We start from the raw sequence: 17,842 nt of genomic DNA on the forward strand, positions 1-17,842 counted from the left end.
TTTATAACTCTGATAAAAGGCGCTTTGCGACGTAGTAGTACCAATTGACAGCCGGAGCTAAACCGTTATCATCCAACTTTAAATCGGAATGATGCCAGTCTGAATTGCCGTTACTGCCAACAAATGCAAATACACTTGGGATGCGTTGGCTAAAGAAAGCAAAATCTTCACCGGCATTCGAAGGTTGTGGCCGTACTAAGTTCAAATGTTTCTGTGTTTCGTCTTCAACGATTTTTGTTAGTTTGGCGTCATTGTTGACTACGTCAGGGCCTTCAACCCATTCGATGTTTGCTGTTACGCCAAATGATGCTGCCTGACCGTTGACAATTTCAATGAATTGTTTCTTTGCAACTGCACGGGCATCATGGTCAAACGTTCTTACGGTACCTTCAAACCAGGCCTTTTCTGGCAAAACATTCCAAGTATTGCCCCCATCGATATGAGTGACTGAAACTACAGCAGTCTTTTGGGGGTCTTCATTACGGCTAACAATAGTTTGCAGTGCGTTAACCGTACTGGTGAGCGCAATAATGGGATCTTTACCAAATTGCGGCATTGCAGCGTGGGTCCCAACACCCGTAAAAGTGACTGTAAATTGATCAACTGCAGCCATTAATCCACCAGGTAGCAAGCCAATGTCGCCAGCTTTCAAGTCGGGCTTGTTGTGAAATCCGAAAATAGCATCGATGCCATTAACACCACCAGCATGAACAACTTCCTGTGCACCAACATGGGTTTCCTCAGCGGGTTGAAATACGAGGCGAATGGTGCCTTTTAAACTATCCTGCTCGTCAGCGAGTAATTCAGCAGCGCCGAGCAGGGAGGCCATGTGAAAATCGTGACCACAAGCATGCATCACGCCTTTGTTTTCGGAAGCAAACGATAACCCAGTCGTTTCCTGTATTGGAAGTGCATCGATATCCGAACGAAGGGCAATCACTGGATGACCAGAACCAATTTCAGCGATGACACCGGTGTTTAGACCCTTAGGCGTAATAATGCGATATCCTAGAATTTCGAGTCTTTTTGTAATGTACTTTGTTGTCTCAAATTCATGATCTGAGACCTCTGGGTGTTGATGAAGATAATGACGTGTTTCAATAACAGTTTGGTTAATACTTGTGGCAGTTTTTGCATGAGTTAAGCTTCCTTTCTAATCGTCGGATGCGACAGTGAGTTAACAAATGAGCTGATTCGTCCTGGTCGTGTTCCTGAAAGGAGATCGTCAGCTGAGCCTTGATCCAAAACTTCACCATTTTCGATGAAAACAGCTTGATCTGCGATTTGACGGGCAAATTCCATTTCATGGGTCACCAGAATCATCGTCACATGTTTGCTTGCGAGATTGGCAATTGTACGGAGGACACTTTCAACGAGTTCAGGATCAAGTGCTGAAGTTGGTTCGTCCAGTAGGATGACCCGCGGATGGATGGCAACTGCACGAGCAATTGAGACTCGTTGCTGTTGACCACCTGACAGAGTCACAGGGTATTGTTCAGCTACTGAGCTAAGACCAACTTGGTCTAAAACGGTTAATGCAGTTTCCTCTGCTTCTTTTTTACTGGCTATACCGTTAAAGATAAGGGGCTTTACCACATTATCTTTGACAGTCATATTTTTGAATAGATTAAACTGTTGAAAGACCATTGCCGAGTTTTGACGTAGGTCACGGATCGTTTTCTTGTTGAGATCACCAGCATTAGCCGTGATATCACCCACTTTTACGCTACCTTCACTGGGTAGTTGCAACAAATTGAGCGTCCGCAACAGCGTTGTTTTGCCAGAACCGCTTGGGCCAACAAAGGCTGTTACTGAGCCTTCTTCAGCTGATAAATTAATGTGTTTCAAAACTTGCTTCTGGCCGATTTTCACTGACAGGTTCTTTACTTCGATTAATGACATTAGCGGTCCTCCTATATGGTTTCTGCAGAGCGTTTTCAAGTAAGTGTTGTAGCCAGGTGTAAACAACGATTAAGATCCAGTAAATAATCCCAACTGCAAGGTAAGTTTCAAAATATTTGAAGGATTCGCCGGCAATCATTTTTCCGTCCCCGAACAATTCAGTGAGACCAAGAGTAAATGCCAACGAAGTTTCCTTAACAAGACTGACAAAGGTGTTCCCGGTTGCTGGTAGGGCATTGATTGTTGCTTGTGGTAAGACAACGTTCAAGAACAGCTTTGATCGACTGATATTCAATGATTGACCTGCTTCGATCTGTCCCTTATCCACGGAGTTGACCGCCGCTCTGAAAATTTCGGCGAGGTAAGATGCTTGTTTGAACCCCAGCCCAATCACCACAGCGACGAAAGTCGATAACCCGCGTAGTGCAGGAAAGATTTGCGGTAATCCGTAGAAAATGATGAAGAGCTGAACAAGTGTCGGCATGCCACGAAATAGTGAGATGTAGAGGTGTGCGAAACCTCTAAAGGGTGCAACTGGTGACAATTGTAACGAGGTTATAAAACCACCAATAAAGATTGCGAGTGCCATGGAAAGAACGGCCATCAGTATCGTAATTGGAATATATGCAGGTAATTGTGTAAAAAGACTAAAAAAGTAATGCCAATCAAAATTCATGATGTTCACCTCTCATTTAAAATCGTTTGCGGCAGAATCTTCTTAAGATAGACATCGTCGATTTGGTGCGTTCGATGATCGTCAAAAATTGAAATCAGATAAGCGGTTTGATGATCCTTGAACTTACGAACGGTATCGATTGTTTGAAAGCCAATCGAGTGATAAAAATCTTGTAACCAAGGGTGTTCAACAGCAGTTCCTAAACTAACGGCCGGGGCGTGCAATTCATCTTTAACAAAGTGAGCAATCACTTGTGTAATGATTTGTTTTGCAAATCCCTGATGTTGGTAAAGTGGATTTGTAGCTACCCAACCGATATGCGGTAATGTAAACGGTCCGGGATTATCAGACCAGGGTAATCGTACGGATGCTGTGGCGGCAATGGTGCCGTCATCGGTTTGCAAAACAAAGGTTGGCGTATTTAAGATATGATCACGAACTTGTTGCTCTGTAATGGTTGAAGCTCCAAAATGAATACCTAAATTAACGTCCGCAGCGTAAGCATTGTGTAAAAGTTGTGTTAGCTCAGTGGTGCTAGTGAGATCTGTGAGTTTTTTGAAGTGCAATCTAAATACCTCCTGTAATTTAATAGCGAATCAATTTCCTTTAACTGCGTTTTCGATTTACTGATAAGTTGAATGACATCAGACGCGAGATCACCGAGCCCGTTGACAAGCTTTTTCTGTAAGTCAGTTTCGTCAAGCGGATTTAGTGGCGATCCCTTGGGATTAATGACCGTAAAGTTAGCGGTTTTATCATCTTGAATGACCTCTAATCTAACTGGTCGAGCCCTTTTATCCTTGCTTGGCAGGTCATGCTGTCGAGAGAATTTGGGTAAATCAGTTTCGAACTTAGGACTAACTCGGAAGTTATCTAAGTCCTCAGTTGAAATATCGCCGTTTTCTAAAACGCACCAAGCAATATATTCAATCGAGAACTTACCTTCTTGACCGGTGAGCGGGTGACTTTTAGTTAATGCCCTGTCACCATTTTCCGGGTAGTGAAAAATAAACTGTGTCGTATTGGATATCCTGATGCCGGCTTCATAAGCTTGACGTGTTGCGTCATAGCCTGAGATGGCAGCGGAACAGAATGGCTTTTGTTTGAACCAGATTCCTGGATTTTCAATTTGTGCGGGTGATAACCAAGAATTACCCCAAGTAGATGGTGTAATCTCAGTTCCAGAAATTGTTTTAAGCCAACCGTTATGGTTATTGAATGGATCTTTAGTTGCAGTTAGACCGCTTTCGGTGAGTTTATAAGCGGCAACAGCATTACGCGCCGCTAGTCCGGCCTGCATTGGTTTAGCGTCACTACCTTCTTGGAACATCATTCCTGAAGCTTGACTCGCTGCAAACGATAGTAGTGTGGCCAACTTGTCTTCAGGTAGTTTTTTATAAACGCCGATTGCCGCAGCTGCAGCTATCGTTCCGATAGTGCCGGTTGAATGCCATCCCTGCAATGCGTGTCCAGGATGGATCGTTCGGCCAATATGACCCGCAAGTTCGACGCCCTGAACGAAGGCTTGGAGCAAGGAACGTAATTTATCTGTTGGATTACTGACTGCAAGCAAGGCCGAAAAGATGACAACACTGGGATGGCCACGAAAATTTGCTTGAACGTCATCGAAGTCAAGGTAGTGTGCGGTGAAGCCATTTAGCAACGCGGCCTGTTCTACTGATAAGTTGCCTTTTTGACCAATAATCAAATACTGATCAGTGTAATGAAGAGATTGTTTCAATTTCTCAACGGCAAGTTCTTTATCAGCGAGGGTTACAGAGGCGAGATAATCTAAAAATGATTTTTTTGCCAGCACTTCAAGCTTGTTTTTTTGATCCTTCGACACTCGTGTTTTTAGTAGTTCTATGATTTCTTCAGTATTTGTTTTACCCATGTTAGTCCTCCTTATAAACGCAAAAATGCTTTCGTCCCTGTTATAGACTTGTATCTATAACAGGGACGAAAGCATCGTGGTACCACCCAGATTCGTGTAATAGCATTATTACACCTCAACAACACAAAAGCATGTTTGGGATTATATCGTATCCTCACGGGTTTTCAGCTTTCACCGGCAACCACAACTCAGAGTTCATCTTCAACCATTGTTCGGTTTCACCTTTTCACTATTGGTGATCACTTTGTACCTACTCCGTGATTTACTCTTCTCTTCAACGTTTATTATTTGCAATTTATTGATTTCTACAATAACGATTCGCTTAGAATATGTCAATAACTTTTAATTAACTTTTAATCGTTAATTCAGCTTGCAGACTATGAAATGCTGATAAAAAGGCTTTTTCTGAACTCGCAAATGTTTTTACAACTGAATGTTGTGTCACTTTCTTAAAAATGACTTAGAATTCTTTTTAAGATAATTTATTTTGTGACGTAAGTATATTCGCCATAATATAGAACAATAGATTGAGAAAATGGATCCTATGTTTGACTATGGCTTCAAAATTCATTGACAATCTCTAATCAAAGCTTAATAATATTCGTGGTTCTTATATCAAACAAAAATTCAAGAAGAGTAGACAACCAAATCGTTCACAGAGAGCTGTGGTGAGGTGGAACACAGCATGGTTTGATTGTCGAAGATGGTCTTGAGTAAATGATTGTCGTTGAGCGACTGTTAAACGACAACGGGTACGCCCGTTATAGCGTTCGGGTATCACTGGTACCCAAAGAGAGACGGCTTGTGAGGGTCGTTTGAATTCAGGTGGTAACGCGAAGCATCTTCGTCCTGACTAAGTGATTAGTCTGGGATGAGGGTGCTTTTTTCGTTTCATCATTTGAGATATAAGTGCGTGAATATTTGGAATGATGCTGACGCCCCTGAAGCCTAGCAAACAGTTTGTGTGATTATTTTAAAAAGGAGACCGTTCATTATGGCAATTGATCCAGCGTTCATTCAACAAATTACGACCTTGCGACATGAATTTCATCAGCATCCTGAGTTGTCCAATCAGGAATTTGAAACAACTAAGAAAATCAGCCAAATACTAACCGACTGGGGAATTGAAGTTGCGGATACCGATTTAGATACGGGGGTGGTTGCCTATATTCGTGGCGCTAAACCGGGTAAACAGGTTACCCTGCGAGCTGATATTGACGCACTTCCAGTCACGGAAGCAACCAATTTACCTTACAGTTCTCAAAATAAGGGTGTGATGCATGCTTGTGGCCACGATCTTCATTTTTCAAGCTTGTTGGGAGCGGCATTCCTTTTACAACAACAGAAGGCTAATATCACGGGGACGATTCAACTTCTGTTCCAACCAGCAGAAGAGGCCGGACATGGCGGCGATCAGGTTCTGGCAAAACATGTTCTGGATGGGACGAGTGCCATTGCCGGATTTCACAATAATCCCAATCTACCCATTGGCACGATTGGATTGAAGCCAGGCGCATTGATGGCAGGATGTTACCACTTTGATATCACCTTGCACGGTGCCGGGTCACATGGTGCGCGTCCGGAAAAAGGGCACGATCCAATCGTTGCCCAAGCAGCAATCGTGTCACAGTTACAGACAATTGTGAGTCGCAACGTCAAGCCGCTGGATACGGTTGTCGTCAGTGTGACACAGGTCCATGGCGGTGAAACCTGGAACGTGTTGCCGGAAACGGTTAAATTGGGCGGCACTGTTCGGACATTTAACGATGAGACAACGCAACTTGTGAAGCGTCGCATGGAAACAATCGTCAATCAAATTGCTGCGGCATTTGGAGAAACTGCCGATTTTGACTGGTCAGTTGGTGCGGTGCCAATTGATAATGAGCCGACACTAACAGAAGTGGTGGCGAAAGAAGCAGAGACGCACGCAAAGGTGATCACCCCAGAAATTTCAATGGCTGGTGAGGATTTTGCTACTTTCCAAACGCAATATCCTGGCGTCTTCGCCTTTATTGGGTCGAATGGCCAGCCGGATGCGGCCGACTGGCATGACCCGAATTTTATTGGCCTGGACGAAACGATTCCAGTTGCGGTTCAGTATTTCTTGGATGCGGCCAAGAGTTTACTTAGTTATGTCAATCAACAAGCTTAAAAGATCATTTTAAATCGGGTTTAGGAGATGGAAGATATGAAAAAATGGCATGTTATTTTAGCAAGTTTAGCGTCACTGGCGCTGGTTGGTACGTTGGCTGGGTGTGGTAATAGTAAAGCGTCATCCTCCAAAAGTAATAGTACGTACAAGTATGGCAGCATCACGATTCCTGCCAAAAACGGGACAATTTGTGGGGCACCAAACTACATTGCCTACGAAAAGGGCTTCTTTAAGAAAAATGGGTTAAAGGCAAAACTGGTTGCCAAGCCAACGGATATCTCAGATTTAGAAGCCGGTTTCGCGAGTGGTAAATACGATGCTTTAAACGGTGACTTTCAATATCTGCCAGCGATTCAAAACGGTGCGCAAATTCAGGCGGCCGGCGGTATTCACCAAGGGTGTATCAGTGTCCTTGTCCCAAAGAATTCCAAAATTAAGTCGGTTAAGGATCTGAAGGGGAAGACCATTGCTACACCTGGTCAAGGCTCAACTGCTCAGTATGTAGCTTCCATCGCGTTGCAACATGCTGGCATCAACCGCAAACTGGTGTGACATGGAAAACGTACGACTATGATCTGCTGACTAAGGCTGCTGAAAAAGGCCAGGTCGACGCCATTGGGACGGTTGACCCATACGCTTACCAAGCAGAAAAACAGGATGGTTTCCGCGTTATCGTCAACAATAATAACAGCAGTAATTCTCAAAAGATGGCTGATATGGGGATGAAGAAGAGCGGTTCTTGCTGCTACTTATACCTCTCCAACAAACTGACCAAGGACAACAAGTCCAAGGCTAACGCCATCGTGAAGTCATACGCCGAAGCTGCGCAATGGATCAACAAGCACCCACAACAAACCGCTAAGATTTTGCTCAACAAGAAGTATGTCGCCAAGACGAAGTTCGTTAACGAACAGAACGTTACCAACTTGATCAAGCAATATCACTTTGGGCTGAAGAAAGCTTCCGGTAAAGCGGATGTGACGTACTACGCAAAGCAACTTAAACAAGCTGGCTTTTTGAAGAAGGATACCAACGTCAAGAAATTGGTTGAACAAGCTTATTACACAGGCAAATAAGGTAAATTGGCATGACAAAGACGTTTGAACCAGAAAAATTAAAACAATTTGCAAAAACGGTTTTTGAACAGTATGGCTTTAATGCCAACGACAGTGGCACGATTGCATCAAGCTTAGTCGACGCAGATATGCGTGGTATTGCGTCGCACGGGATGCAACGACTCGGGATGTACGTGAGAAAACTTAATCACGGAGATATTCTACCGGATCGACATGGCACGATTTTAAAAGAAACGGCTAGTTCAGTCCTGATCGATGGTGAACATGGGATGGGACAACTGATTGCCTCACAAGCCACTCACCTGGCAATCACAAAGGCGTCCCAGACTGGCATCAGTGTTGTCAGCGTCCGAAATTCCAATCATTTTGGAGCTGCGGCTACTATGTTCGCCAAATAAGTCGGGCTGGGTTGATCGGTATCAGTATGACAAATACAAATCCGCTAACCGTTCCGACACATGCTAAGGATGCATTCCTTGGCAGCAATCCCATCGCATTTGGCATGCCCACTGAAACGGACGACTTTGTCTTTGACGCCGCAACATCGACTGTTTCGTTTGGCAAGTTTGAGGTGCTCATGCAGCGTCACCAAGCCGTACCAGGTGACTGGGCAATTGATGAGACTGGTGCAGTGACCCATGATCCAGGCAAACTTGTTGCTAACATGCAACACCCCAAACGATTAGGCGGCGTCTTACCACTTGGTGGTTTGGATGAAACAAATGCTGGATATAAGGGCTATGGGCTAACTTTGCTGGTCGAGATATTAACCGGAGTGCTGGCTCAGGGACCACTTTCGGTAGATATGGGAAGTGGCCAGCGCGGCATTAGTCACTTTTTTCTGGCACTTGACCCTAAATTGTTTGGTGAACCTTTGGCAATTAAGACACGACTCAGCGACTTACTGAACCGATTGAGAGCCCTACCGCCTTTGACGGATGCGCAACCCGTTCTTGTGCCAGGTGATCCAGAAATTGCAAGTTATCGCAGACATCAGACAGCAGGAATTTCACTTGAGGATGAAACGATTACGGTGCTGAATACCATTGCCAACAGTCTTCATCTTGATGCACAACAGTTTGAATTTTAGGAGTGAGCCAGAATGGTTGAAGAACATTTTGATACACAGCGCCTTCATGCGGGCTATGACTGGTCGAAACATCAGTATGCCTCGTCGGTGCCGATATATGCCACTGCAGCGTTTGGCCTTGAAAATTTTGATAATGGGTTAAAAGTTGTTTCCGGGCAAAAGAAAGAATTCAGTTACTCGCGGGTCTCAAATCCCACGACAGAGGTCTTTGAAAATCGAATCGCGGCACTTGAAGGCGGGGTTGGGGCTGTTGCGCTTGGTTCCGGGATGGCTGCGATTACGTACACCATTTTTAATGTTGCAGAGGGCGGTGGTCATGTACTAGCGCCGTCTAACATTTATGGCGGGAGTCTTGACGAGTTTCGGACGCTATTTCCAAAGTTTGGGATCACGGTCGATTTTTATGATGACGTGAACGATTTGACGAGTATCCAAAATCAGATAACGGCGGACACGAAAGCCATTTATGCCGAAAGTGTGGCCAACCCAAGTACTGAAATTACGGATGTGGCAGGTCTCGCTGACATTGCCCATACCGCTGGGATTCCATTGATCATTGATAACACATTTCCAACGCCATATTTGTTTAAACCTTTTGAATTCGGTGCGGATATTTCAATTTACTCGTCGACAAAGGGCATCAATGGGCATGGTAATGTGATTGGCGGCCTTGTCGTTGACAACGGGAAGTTTGATTGGTCCAGCGATAAGTTCCCCCAATTGAATGAATCGGAGTTTATTTTGACGGATGATGCACATCCAAACGGTCAAAGCTTTGTCGAAAAGTTTGGTAGTAAAGCATTTATCTCCCGTATTCGGATGAAATATCTCAGGCTGATGGGTGCCGTTCTCAGTCCTGTTGAAGCGTACATGTCGCTCATTGGGCTTGAAACGATTTCAGAACGGGTGACGAAAGAGGTTGCCAGTGCAACTAAAATCGCGAAGTACCTTCAGGAAAATAGCCACGTTAAGCGGGTTTATTATTCAGGACTTGATACTGAAAACAGCCTCGTTAAAAAATACTATCCACATGGCATTGGCGCGATCCTGGCATTTGAAGTTGCGGGCGGTATTGCTCAGATTCGTGACATTATCAACGGCGTTCAAATCTTCAGCTATTTGCCAAATGTTGGGGATGCTAAGTCATTAATTGTGAACCCGACGAAGACAACTCACCGTGAGATTCCAGAAGAAATTCGAGCTAAACATGCACTGAATGACAATGTGATCCGATTATCGATTGGGTTAGAGGATGTTGATGATTTGATTGCGGATCTGGATCAGGCCATTTCCGGTGCGTTTAACGACTGATAAGAATACTGAATTTGGGAACTAGAAAGGATTCGAAATATGCAAATACGTCACTTTACTCCAGAAGACTATGACGAAGCGTATGCGCTTTGGGAAAAGACACCTGGAATGAATTTAGGGTCGCTGAATAACACGTACGCGGGAATCAAATCTGTGGTCGATCATAATCCAACATTGTGTTTTGCCGCAATTGACAACGATGGCGCAATTATTGGGACCATTTTAGGCGGTACGGATGGTCGCAAAGGCTACCTGTATCACACCGCAATTGCGGATGGGCATCGTGGTCAACACATTGGCACTACGCTCATTCACAAAGTTTTGGCAGAATTTAAGCAGCAAGAAATTGAGAAAATAGGGTTGTTTACAACCAACGATAATGTGGACGGCAGAGCGTTCTGGGAACACCTTGGGTTTAAGCAACGCACAGATATAACGTATTTAGACATCGATTTAGATCAGTCTTAGGAGGTTAGTGATTATGGCAGAATTCGATACGCAACTGGTACATGGCACGCCACAACATGACAACGACACGGGGGCGGTCAATGTGCCTATCTATGCATCTTCAACGTACATTTTTCCAACGGTCGACTCGCAGGTGAAATGGGATTATGCGCGTTCGGGTAATCCAACTCGAAACTACTTAGAAGATCAAATTGCAACGCTAGAAGGTGGTGTTAAGGGATTTGCCTTTTCATCAGGCCTAGCAGCCATTCACGCCACCCTCGCTATCTTTTCTCCAGGCGATCATATTGTGATTGGCAACACCGTCTATGGCGGGACGTTTCGGTTGATTACCCAGTTCTTTAAACGCTGGCAGCTCGAATTTACGGCGGTGGATACTCAGGATACCAAAGCAGTTGAAGCCGCCATTCAGCCCAATACAAAGGCAATCTACTTTGAAACATTTACGAATCCACTCTTAAAAGTCACGAGTGTCAAAGCCATTGCTGCTATTGCGAAAGCTCATAACCTACTAACCATTGTGGACAATACGTTTTTAACGCCTTACCTGCAGCGCCCGCTAACATTGGGAGCAGATATTGTCGTTCACTCAGCCACCAAGTATCTTGGGGGACACTCCGATGTTGTTGCCGGCCTTGTTGTTGCAAAAACACAGGCGCTAGCTGATCGTATCTATTTCAATCAAAACGGGATCGGTTCGATCCTATCACCTGAAAATGCTGCTCAAATTCGGCGCGGTATTCAAACCCTTGCTGTTCGGTTAGACCGTCATCTGAGTAATGCCGCCAAAATTGTCGCCTTTTTACAAGAGCGAGATGAAGTTTCAAAAATCTATTATCCGGGCGTTCCAGGGTCAAAGGATTACGACATTGCGAAGGCTGAAACAAATGGGTTTGGCGGTATTATCAGTTTTGAATTGAAGGCTGGTCTTGATGCAAAGAAATTTGTAGAAAGTTTGTCACTCATCCAGTTAGCCGTGAGCCTTGGTGCGGTGGAAAGTCTGATCGAGTTACCGTACAAAATGACACATGCTGAATTGTCAGATGCACAACAGTTAGCCGTTGGGATTACTCACCAATTAGTGCGGTTATCGGTAGGGATTGAGGATCCTAGGGATTTGATTGGGGATTTAAAACAAGGTTTGGACCAGTTATAACGGAGGTGATAGGATGCATGAAATTTCTAATTTAGTAAATCCTCGTTTAAATCAAATTCCATCCTCTTTGATTCGGCGCGTCAATCAAAAGTATGGGGCGATTAAGGATATTGTTAAGTTGACGATTGGTGAGCCTGATTTTGTCACCCCAGACCATATTAAATTAGCAGCCATTCAAAGTATCCTTGATAATCATAGTCATTACGCACCTAATCGTGGGACTGCTGGACTTTTACAAGCAATTAGTGATTATTTGTTACGGCGATATCAACTCACCTATAACCCGCAAAGTCAGCTAATTGTGACAAATGGGGCTACTGAAGCCATTAGCACTGTGATCAATGGCATGATTGGACCAAACGATGTGGTTTTGATTCCGTCACCAGCTTTTAGTCTGTATGAAACGGTGACGTTACAAAATGGTGGGGTACCGGTGACTATCGATACCAGTCAAAATGACTTTAAGTTAACTCCCGCCGTTTTAAAATCGTATCTCGAGACTTATGCTGGTCGCGTTAAACTTGTTGTTTTGAATTATCCAAATAATCCCACGGGCGTGACGTTGACATCTGTTGAGCTTCAAGCCTTAGCTGCCGTTTTAAAAACGTATGACGTCGCAGTGTTAAGTGATGAAGTGTATAGCGAACTGTCTTACAGCGTAGATCATGTTTCTATTGCAAGTCTTTTGCCTGATCAGACGCTCTATATAAATGGTGTTTCAAAGGCATATGCGATGACTGGTTGGCGTGTTGGCTATTTAGCTGGCCAGACTGACGTGATTGGCCTACTTGCAAAGGTGCATCAAGCTAACGTTGCGACCATTGGCTCGCTCAATATGGATGCTGCTACTGAAGCATTTCTTAACGGCGATGGCGATCCAAGAAGGATGAAGGCAATCTACGAGGAACGACAACGTTACCTGACTCACGCGTTAATAGCATTAGGCTATCAGTTCGTCGAGCCACAGGGTGCTTTCTATGTGTATGTTGAAGTTCCGGCAACCTTTACAGGAAGCGCGAATGATTACACGGATCTGCTGGCTGAAAAAGCAAAAATAGCAACGGTACCTGGTGAGGCCTTCGAGTCCGGTGGGTCGCACTATTTTAGAATCAGCTATGCGACGAGTCTGGATAATCTTAAATTGGCTGTGAGCCGATTGACCCAATTTGTTAACACGCAGTCTGTGAAACAATAACTTACTTTGAGTAGGCGGCTGGTAAGTCGTTTACTCTGACATACATACGATATTATTGAATTGATTTATTAAGATTAGTGGTGAAAAAATAGAGTGTGTTATTGTGCCGGAATGTAAATACGTATTAACATGTTTTAAAATTATCACTTATCACCTGATATCACTGATTTTCAAGGAAATCTAAAATTGCATGTTGACAAATGTACACATTGCATTATAATTTAACCATATTTTAATATTAAACACGCAGTGATGAGATAAGTAGATTTATCGTATCCATTTTAGAGAGCCGGGAGCGGTGAAAGCCGGTATGGGTGCAGAATCGAAGATGGTCTTTGAGCGTCCAGAGCCGAATAGTTAAGTTCTGGCGGTTGTCCTCGATAGCGGATAAGGGTATCTCATGGCTTCATGACGTACTCGGTGAGGGCTATTTTGTGAAAAATAGTCAAATTAAAGGTGGTATCCGAGTAATCGTCCTTATGTCTTATGCGGGCATAGGGGCGTTTTTTTGTTTCAGTTATTATTTTAGTTATCTTATTTGGGAGGCTTCACGATGAGGAAAAAGGGTTTCTTAGTTGGTTTGGTGAGTTTATTAGCAATTGGTGGTATTCTCGCGGGTTGTGGGAATAGCAGTGCAAGTAATAAGGGTGCTTCAAAAACGTATAAGTACGGGACAGTGACGATTCCTGCAAAAGATGGGTCAATCTGTAACGCCCCTAATTACATCGCTTACGAGAAGGGGTTCTTTAAGAAGAACGGGATCAAGGCCAAGCTTGTGGCTAACCCCCGTGACATCAGTGATTTGGAAGCTGGATTTGCGAGCGGTAAGTACGATGCGCAAAACGGTGATTTCCAATATCTGCCAGCCATTCAAAATGGTGCCCAGATCAAAGCTGTTGGTGGGATTCACCAAGCTGCATCAAGTTGTTAGTGCCAAAGAACTCAAGCATTAAGAGTGTTAAGGATCTAAAAGGGAAGACAATTGGGATTCCTGCGCAAGGGTCAACACCACAGTATGTGACCTCGATCGCATTGCAACATGCCGGGTTGAATCCTAAGACGGATGTGACATGGAAAGTTTACGGTACCGACCTGTTAGCTAAGGCCGCTGAAAAGGGCCAAGTTGATGCCATCGGGACCGTTGATCCATACGCTTACCAAGCCCAAAAACAAGATGGGTTTAAGACCATTATTGATAACAACAACTATTCAGGCAACTCAAAGATGGCTGCCATGGGGATGAAGAAAAACGGGTCTTGCTGTTACCTCTACATCTCAAGCAAGCTGATCAAAGAGAACCCAGCGAAGGCTAAGGCAATCGTGAAGTCCTACAAGGAAGCAGCTGCTTGGATCAACAAGAACCCTAAGGAAACTGCTCAGATCGAATTGAACAAAGGGTACGTTTCAAAGACGAAGTTCATCAATGTTAAGAATGTGACTCAGATTCTACAGGATGAGCACTTTAACCTGAACCTCAAGAAAGGTAAGTCAGATTTGGCCTACTATATTCAACAATTAAAGGAAGCCGGTTACTTGAAGAAGGATACGAACAACAAACAACTCCTGAAGCAAGCATACTGGTACCCAGATCTTAAGTAATTGAGTAAGGAGTGAATTTCATGTTGATGTCTGTTCAACAAACGAGTGATAAAAAGACAGCCAAAGCAACGCGGGATGCAAGCAAGTATTGGAAAAAATGGCATTTAACCTGGAATATTTTGAGCTTGGTCGCCGTGGCGGCAGCGTATTTTGAAAATAAACTGGTGGCCTCACAAGAGTTAGTCAATAATAAAACCTACTACTGGTTCTTAGCAGCCTACTTTGCTTACCTCCTGATTGTAACGGTTATTGGCCAGTTTACCCACGGCCGAATCAGACACTACAACGGCCACTTTGCCCAATTAAACATTTCACTAGGGGTATTGCTGATTGTCCAAGATTTGCTGACTGAAAAATTCGCAGTCCTTGAACAGCCATTCTTCGTGAGTTCTGCCCAGATTCTTGACCAAATGCGTGAAAACGCAGCGTTACTTTGGGCGTCAACACTTTCGTCACTTGGATTGTGGGTCGTCAGCTTTATTGTAGGGACCTTGCTTGGGGTCGTTTTAGGCCTTGGCATGGGCCGCTATCGCCAGTTTAATTACTGGGCATTCCCATATTTAAAAGTGATTGGGATCATTCCAGCTGCTGCGTGGATGCCGTTAACCATGGTTATTTTTCCAACGAGCTACATGGCCGAAGTTTTCTTGATTGCGTTTTCCGTTTGGTTCCCAGTGGCCTTCATGACCATTGGTGGAGTTCAAGGCATTTCTAAAGAGTACTTCGAATCTGCGAAAACACTCGGGTTCAGCGAGTGGCAAATTGTGCGTAAAATCGTGATTCCTGGTGCGTTACCAAGCATCTTCACCGGGATCTACACCGCCATGGGTCTCTCATTTACCATGTTGGTGATTTCTGAAATGATTGGTGCCAAGGTTGGTCTCGGTTGGTTTATCAACTGGGCAAAAGGGACTGGTAACTACACGCAGGTGTACGCAGCGATTGTCATCATGGCCATTTTGTTCTCCGTTCTCTTCGCGCTGTTCACGAAGGTTCAGGACTACTTCTTACGTTGGCGTGAAAAGCGAAATTAGAAAGGGGCACATTAAATGGGTGTATTAGAAGTTGACCACGTTAACCGGCGTTTGCAGGATAACAATGGTCAAGAAATTAATGTATTAGACGATATCGACTTTACCGTCAACCCTGGCGAATTCGTGTCCATCATTGGGCCATCGGGCTGTGGTAAAACGACGCTGTTGCGGCTCATTTCAGGATTGGATCAACCCGAGGAAGGGAAGGTTACCATTGATGGTGACCGGATCACTAAGCCGGACTATTCGCGAGGGTATGTTTTCCAACATGGGAGTCTTTTTCCATGGGAAACGATTGAGGAAAATATCAGTGTTGGGTTGAAGGTCACTAAGGGCCGTCATTTCGACAAAGCCCTGGTGAAGCACTACATCGATCTGATGGGGCTGACCGGTTTTGAGAATTCCTATCCGCACCAAGTTTCAGGTGGGATGGCACAGCGGGCGGCTTTGGCGCGCTCAATCATCATGAAACCGGAGATTCTGTTACTGGATGAACCAATGGGGGCCCTCGATGCCTTCACACGAGCTGATATTCAAAACGTCATCTATCGTGTTTGGGAAGAGACACACACCACCATGATCTTGGTAACCCATGATATCGATGAAGCGGTCTATCTGAGTAATCGGATCGTGGTCATGACACCGCGACCTGGTCGAATTAAGGAAATTGTCGACAACCCGCTGCCGCATCCACGGTCACGGGTGAGTGAAGACTTTGCAACGTTCCGCCACGAAATTCAAGAGAAGTTGAATTTTGGTTTGGAGGACGTCCAGGAAGCGTCACGGTAATCAACACAGCTAAAAACGACCGAGAAATCATGTGATTTCTCGGTCGTTTTGTCATGCTGACACTTGTTTTCGTTCTTTCAAAATATACCGATTAGCCACCAACGCTGCCGCAAACGCAATCAGTGCCAGTACAACCAACACCACAAAATCAACGTGGCTGCCCTGTCTCGTCGCATGTTCGGTGGAGCGGATGGTCAGCTCATGCGCTGAGATAATGGCTGATAGCACGCCGGTTCCCAGTGAGCCGGCGTATTGCTGCATCATATTGAACAGCGAATTTTGGTCGGCCTTTTGGTGTACCGCAACGTGCTTGCTGGCATCGGACATGAGATTCCCGAACCCAAAGTTGAAACCAAGTCGCAGCACCATGAAGAAGATGGCAATCAAGCCGAGCGTCAGATGGTTGGTCAGCGTCGCAAAGAGGCCCGTGCCAATCAGAAGGAACACGTTGCTGATCATAATCGGCAGAATTCCGCCTCGTTTATCATAGATCCGACCGGCAAGTGGTGCGGTGATGGCACCCAGTAGGGCACCGGGAAAGAGGATCATGCATGCGACCATCGAATTGGCACCCAAGACATTTTCGGCGTAGAGCGGAATCACAAAGGAAATACCGATGTTGGTGAACTGCAATAGGAAGTAGGTCGTCAACCGGAGGCGAATCAGCGGCATTTTCAAAATTGACCAGTCCAGCAATTCTCGTTTGCCATGACCCATGTGCCAGAGCTGGATGCCCATCAATAGAAGAAAGACGATTAGCCAGCCCCAGAATTGACCGCTCATAAACCCGTGCGTTCCGGCTTCGTTGAAGGTCCAAACCAAACTTGCAAAAATGACGGCAACGAGTGCCAGTCCATAAAAATCAAATGCGCCGTGTTGGTGGGAGGCCCTGGTATGAATTGTGCTGTTTCCCAGAAATGCAACAATGATAATAATCGGTAGGGCAATCCAGAAAATCCACCGCCATGACAAGGCGTGGTTTAACAGGCCACCATACGTTGGCCCAAGGGCAGGTGCAAAGGAAACGACCATTGCAGCAAGGCCGGTGTAGACGCCTAACTGAAATTTTGGCACGGAAGTCAAAATGATGTTAAACATCAGTGGTGTGGATAACCCTGTGGATATCGCCTGAAACAACCGCCCGAAAATGAGAAAGGTGAAGTTGGGCGCGATGCCGCACAGGATGGTGCCAATGAGACAACAAATGATTGCAAACCGAAAAATCGTTCGGCCGTCAAATCGTTTTAAAAGATACGCTGTGGTGCCCATCACGATGGTCACCAACAACAGATAGCCGGTAGTGACCCACTGGATCGTCGATAAAGAGACATGGAGTTGCGTGATCAACGTTGGAAACGTCAAATTCATAGACGTTTCAATGAGGATACCGATAAACGAGAGTAGCCCCACTGCTAAAATCGACAGTTGGGTGCGACGGGTGACTTTTGTTTCCAAAAAAATCCTTCTTTCGTGGCGATATGTATGGGATTGCTTCTTTAA

At 44.9% G+C, this 17,842-nt stretch carries 13 protein-coding genes, 3 pseudogenes and 1 other annotated feature; of the genes and pseudogenes, 10 read left to right on the forward strand and 6 right to left on the reverse strand.

Annotated elements, in window-relative coordinates; translation table 11 throughout:
- Position 1 precedes the first annotated feature (1 nt).
- Genes JCM11969_RS10980 through JCM11969_RS11000 form a run of 5 tightly spaced genes read right to left on the reverse strand, consistent with a single transcriptional unit; the run spans position 2 to position 4,472 of the window.
- Positions 2–1,117, reverse strand: coding sequence for an amidohydrolase (locus JCM11969_RS10980; protein WP_054711239.1), 1,116 nt, complete (start codon positions 1,115–1,117; stop codon positions 2–4).
- Between the two features lie 23 nt (positions 1,118–1,140).
- Positions 1,141–1,902: an amino acid ABC transporter ATP-binding protein gene (locus tag JCM11969_RS10985; RefSeq protein ID WP_054711241.1), complete on the reverse strand. Its 762-nt coding sequence runs from the start codon at positions 1,900–1,902 to the stop codon at positions 1,141–1,143.
- Positions 1,835–2,578, reverse strand: coding sequence for an amino acid ABC transporter permease (locus JCM11969_RS10990; RefSeq protein WP_054711243.1), 744 nt, complete (start codon positions 2,576–2,578; stop codon positions 1,835–1,837). The genes JCM11969_RS10985 and JCM11969_RS10990 overlap by 68 nt, the downstream gene beginning before the upstream one ends.
- 5 nt (positions 2,579–2,583) lie before the next feature.
- The gene (locus tag JCM11969_RS10995) at positions 2,584–3,144 is read right to left on the reverse strand and encodes a GNAT family N-acetyltransferase (protein ID WP_054711246.1); all 561 of its coding nucleotides are present in this window, start codon (positions 3,142–3,144) and stop codon (positions 2,584–2,586) included.
- Entirely contained in the window at positions 3,099–4,472 is a 1,374-nt protein-coding gene (locus tag JCM11969_RS11000; RefSeq protein ID WP_054711248.1) for an MmgE/PrpD family protein, read from the reverse strand. Before JCM11969_RS11000 ends, JCM11969_RS10995 begins: the two co-directional genes overlap by 46 nt.
- Positions 4,473–5,093: 621 nt before the next feature.
- Positions 5,094–5,327 (forward strand) — a binding site (T-box leader).
- A gap of 139 nt (positions 5,328–5,466) precedes the next feature.
- Here JCM11969_RS11000 and JCM11969_RS11005 point away from each other — a divergent pair.
- From JCM11969_RS11005 to JCM11969_RS11050, 10 genes and pseudogenes are all read left to right on the forward strand, one after another.
- Entirely contained in the window at positions 5,467–6,624 is a 1,158-nt protein-coding gene (locus JCM11969_RS11005; protein WP_082409317.1) for an amidohydrolase, read from the forward strand.
- Between the two features lie 36 nt (positions 6,625–6,660).
- A pseudogene (locus JCM11969_RS11010) lies at positions 6,661–7,700 on the forward strand (ABC transporter substrate-binding protein).
- A gap of 11 nt (positions 7,701–7,711) precedes the next feature.
- A pseudogene (locus JCM11969_RS11015) lies at positions 7,712–8,790 on the forward strand (Ldh family oxidoreductase).
- A gap of 12 nt (positions 8,791–8,802) precedes the next feature.
- Complete coding sequence (locus tag JCM11969_RS11020) at positions 8,803–10,101, forward strand: O-acetylhomoserine aminocarboxypropyltransferase/cysteine synthase family protein (RefSeq protein WP_054711250.1); 1,299 nt, start codon at positions 8,803–8,805, stop codon at positions 10,099–10,101.
- 39 nt (positions 10,102–10,140) lie between these two features.
- Positions 10,141–10,569 carry a GNAT family N-acetyltransferase gene (locus tag JCM11969_RS11025; protein ID WP_054711252.1) on the forward strand — a complete coding sequence of 143 codons (429 nt, stop codon included), beginning with the start codon at positions 10,141–10,143 and terminating at the stop codon, positions 10,567–10,569.
- A 13-nt stretch (positions 10,570–10,582) separates the two neighbouring features.
- Positions 10,583–11,725 carry a trans-sulfuration enzyme family protein gene (locus tag JCM11969_RS11030; protein WP_054711254.1) on the forward strand — a complete coding sequence of 381 codons (1,143 nt, stop codon included), beginning with the start codon at positions 10,583–10,585 and terminating at the stop codon, positions 11,723–11,725.
- Positions 11,726–11,738: 13 nt separating this feature from the next.
- A complete protein-coding gene (locus JCM11969_RS11035) occupies positions 11,739–12,920 on the forward strand; it encodes an aminotransferase class I/II-fold pyridoxal phosphate-dependent enzyme (RefSeq protein ID WP_054711256.1) in 1,182 nt (393 codons plus the stop codon).
- 553 nt (positions 12,921–13,473) lie between these two features.
- Positions 13,474–14,519 (forward strand): annotated as a pseudogene (locus JCM11969_RS11040) (ABC transporter substrate-binding protein).
- A gap of 20 nt (positions 14,520–14,539) precedes the next feature.
- Positions 14,540–15,553: an ABC transporter permease gene (locus tag JCM11969_RS11045; RefSeq protein ID WP_082409319.1), complete on the forward strand. Its 1,014-nt coding sequence runs from the start codon at positions 14,540–14,542 to the stop codon at positions 15,551–15,553.
- Between the two features lie 15 nt (positions 15,554–15,568).
- Positions 15,569–16,342, forward strand: coding sequence for an ABC transporter ATP-binding protein (locus tag JCM11969_RS11050; protein ID WP_054711258.1), 774 nt, complete (start codon positions 15,569–15,571; stop codon positions 16,340–16,342).
- Between the two features lie 51 nt (positions 16,343–16,393).
- Here the strand turns inward: JCM11969_RS11050 and JCM11969_RS11055 are convergent, their stop codons facing one another.
- Entirely contained in the window at positions 16,394–17,797 is a 1,404-nt protein-coding gene (locus JCM11969_RS11055; protein WP_054711260.1) for an MFS transporter, read from the reverse strand.
- Positions 17,798–17,842 lie beyond the last annotated feature (45 nt).

Origin of the sequence: Secundilactobacillus paracollinoides DSM 15502 = JCM 11969 (genome assembly GCF_001311135.1) — a bacterium.
Lineage (GTDB): Bacteria > Bacillota > Bacilli > Lactobacillales > Lactobacillaceae > Secundilactobacillus > Secundilactobacillus paracollinoides.

Excerpts from the sequence above, each read along its gene's own strand:
- JCM11969_RS11035 (WP_054711256.1), top strand. The coding sequence starts at position 11,739 with ATGCATGAAATTTCTAATTTAGTAAATCCTCGTTTAAATCAAATTCCA.
- JCM11969_RS11020 (WP_054711250.1), top strand. The coding sequence starts at position 8,803 with ATGGTTGAAGAACATTTTGATACACAGCGCCTTCATGCGGGCTATGAC.
- JCM11969_RS11050 (WP_054711258.1), top strand. The coding sequence starts at position 15,569 with ATGGGTGTATTAGAAGTTGACCACGTTAACCGGCGTTTGCAGGATAAC.
- JCM11969_RS11030 (WP_054711254.1), top strand. The coding sequence starts at position 10,583 with ATGGCAGAATTCGATACGCAACTGGTACATGGCACGCCACAACATGAC.
- JCM11969_RS11025 (WP_054711252.1), top strand. The coding sequence starts at position 10,141 with ATGCAAATACGTCACTTTACTCCAGAAGACTATGACGAAGCGTATGCG.
- JCM11969_RS11005 (WP_082409317.1), top strand. The coding sequence starts at position 5,467 with ATGGCAATTGATCCAGCGTTCATTCAACAAATTACGACCTTGCGACAT.
- JCM11969_RS11000 (WP_054711248.1), bottom strand. The coding sequence starts at position 4,472 with ATGGGTAAAACAAATACTGAAGAAATCATAGAACTACTAAAAACACGA.
- JCM11969_RS10990 (WP_054711243.1), bottom strand. The coding sequence starts at position 2,578 with ATGAATTTTGATTGGCATTACTTTTTTAGTCTTTTTACACAATTACCT.
- JCM11969_RS11045 (WP_082409319.1), top strand. The coding sequence starts at position 14,540 with ATGTTGATGTCTGTTCAACAAACGAGTGATAAAAAGACAGCCAAAGCA.
- JCM11969_RS10985 (WP_054711241.1), bottom strand. The coding sequence starts at position 1,902 with ATGTCATTAATCGAAGTAAAGAACCTGTCAGTGAAAATCGGCCAGAAG.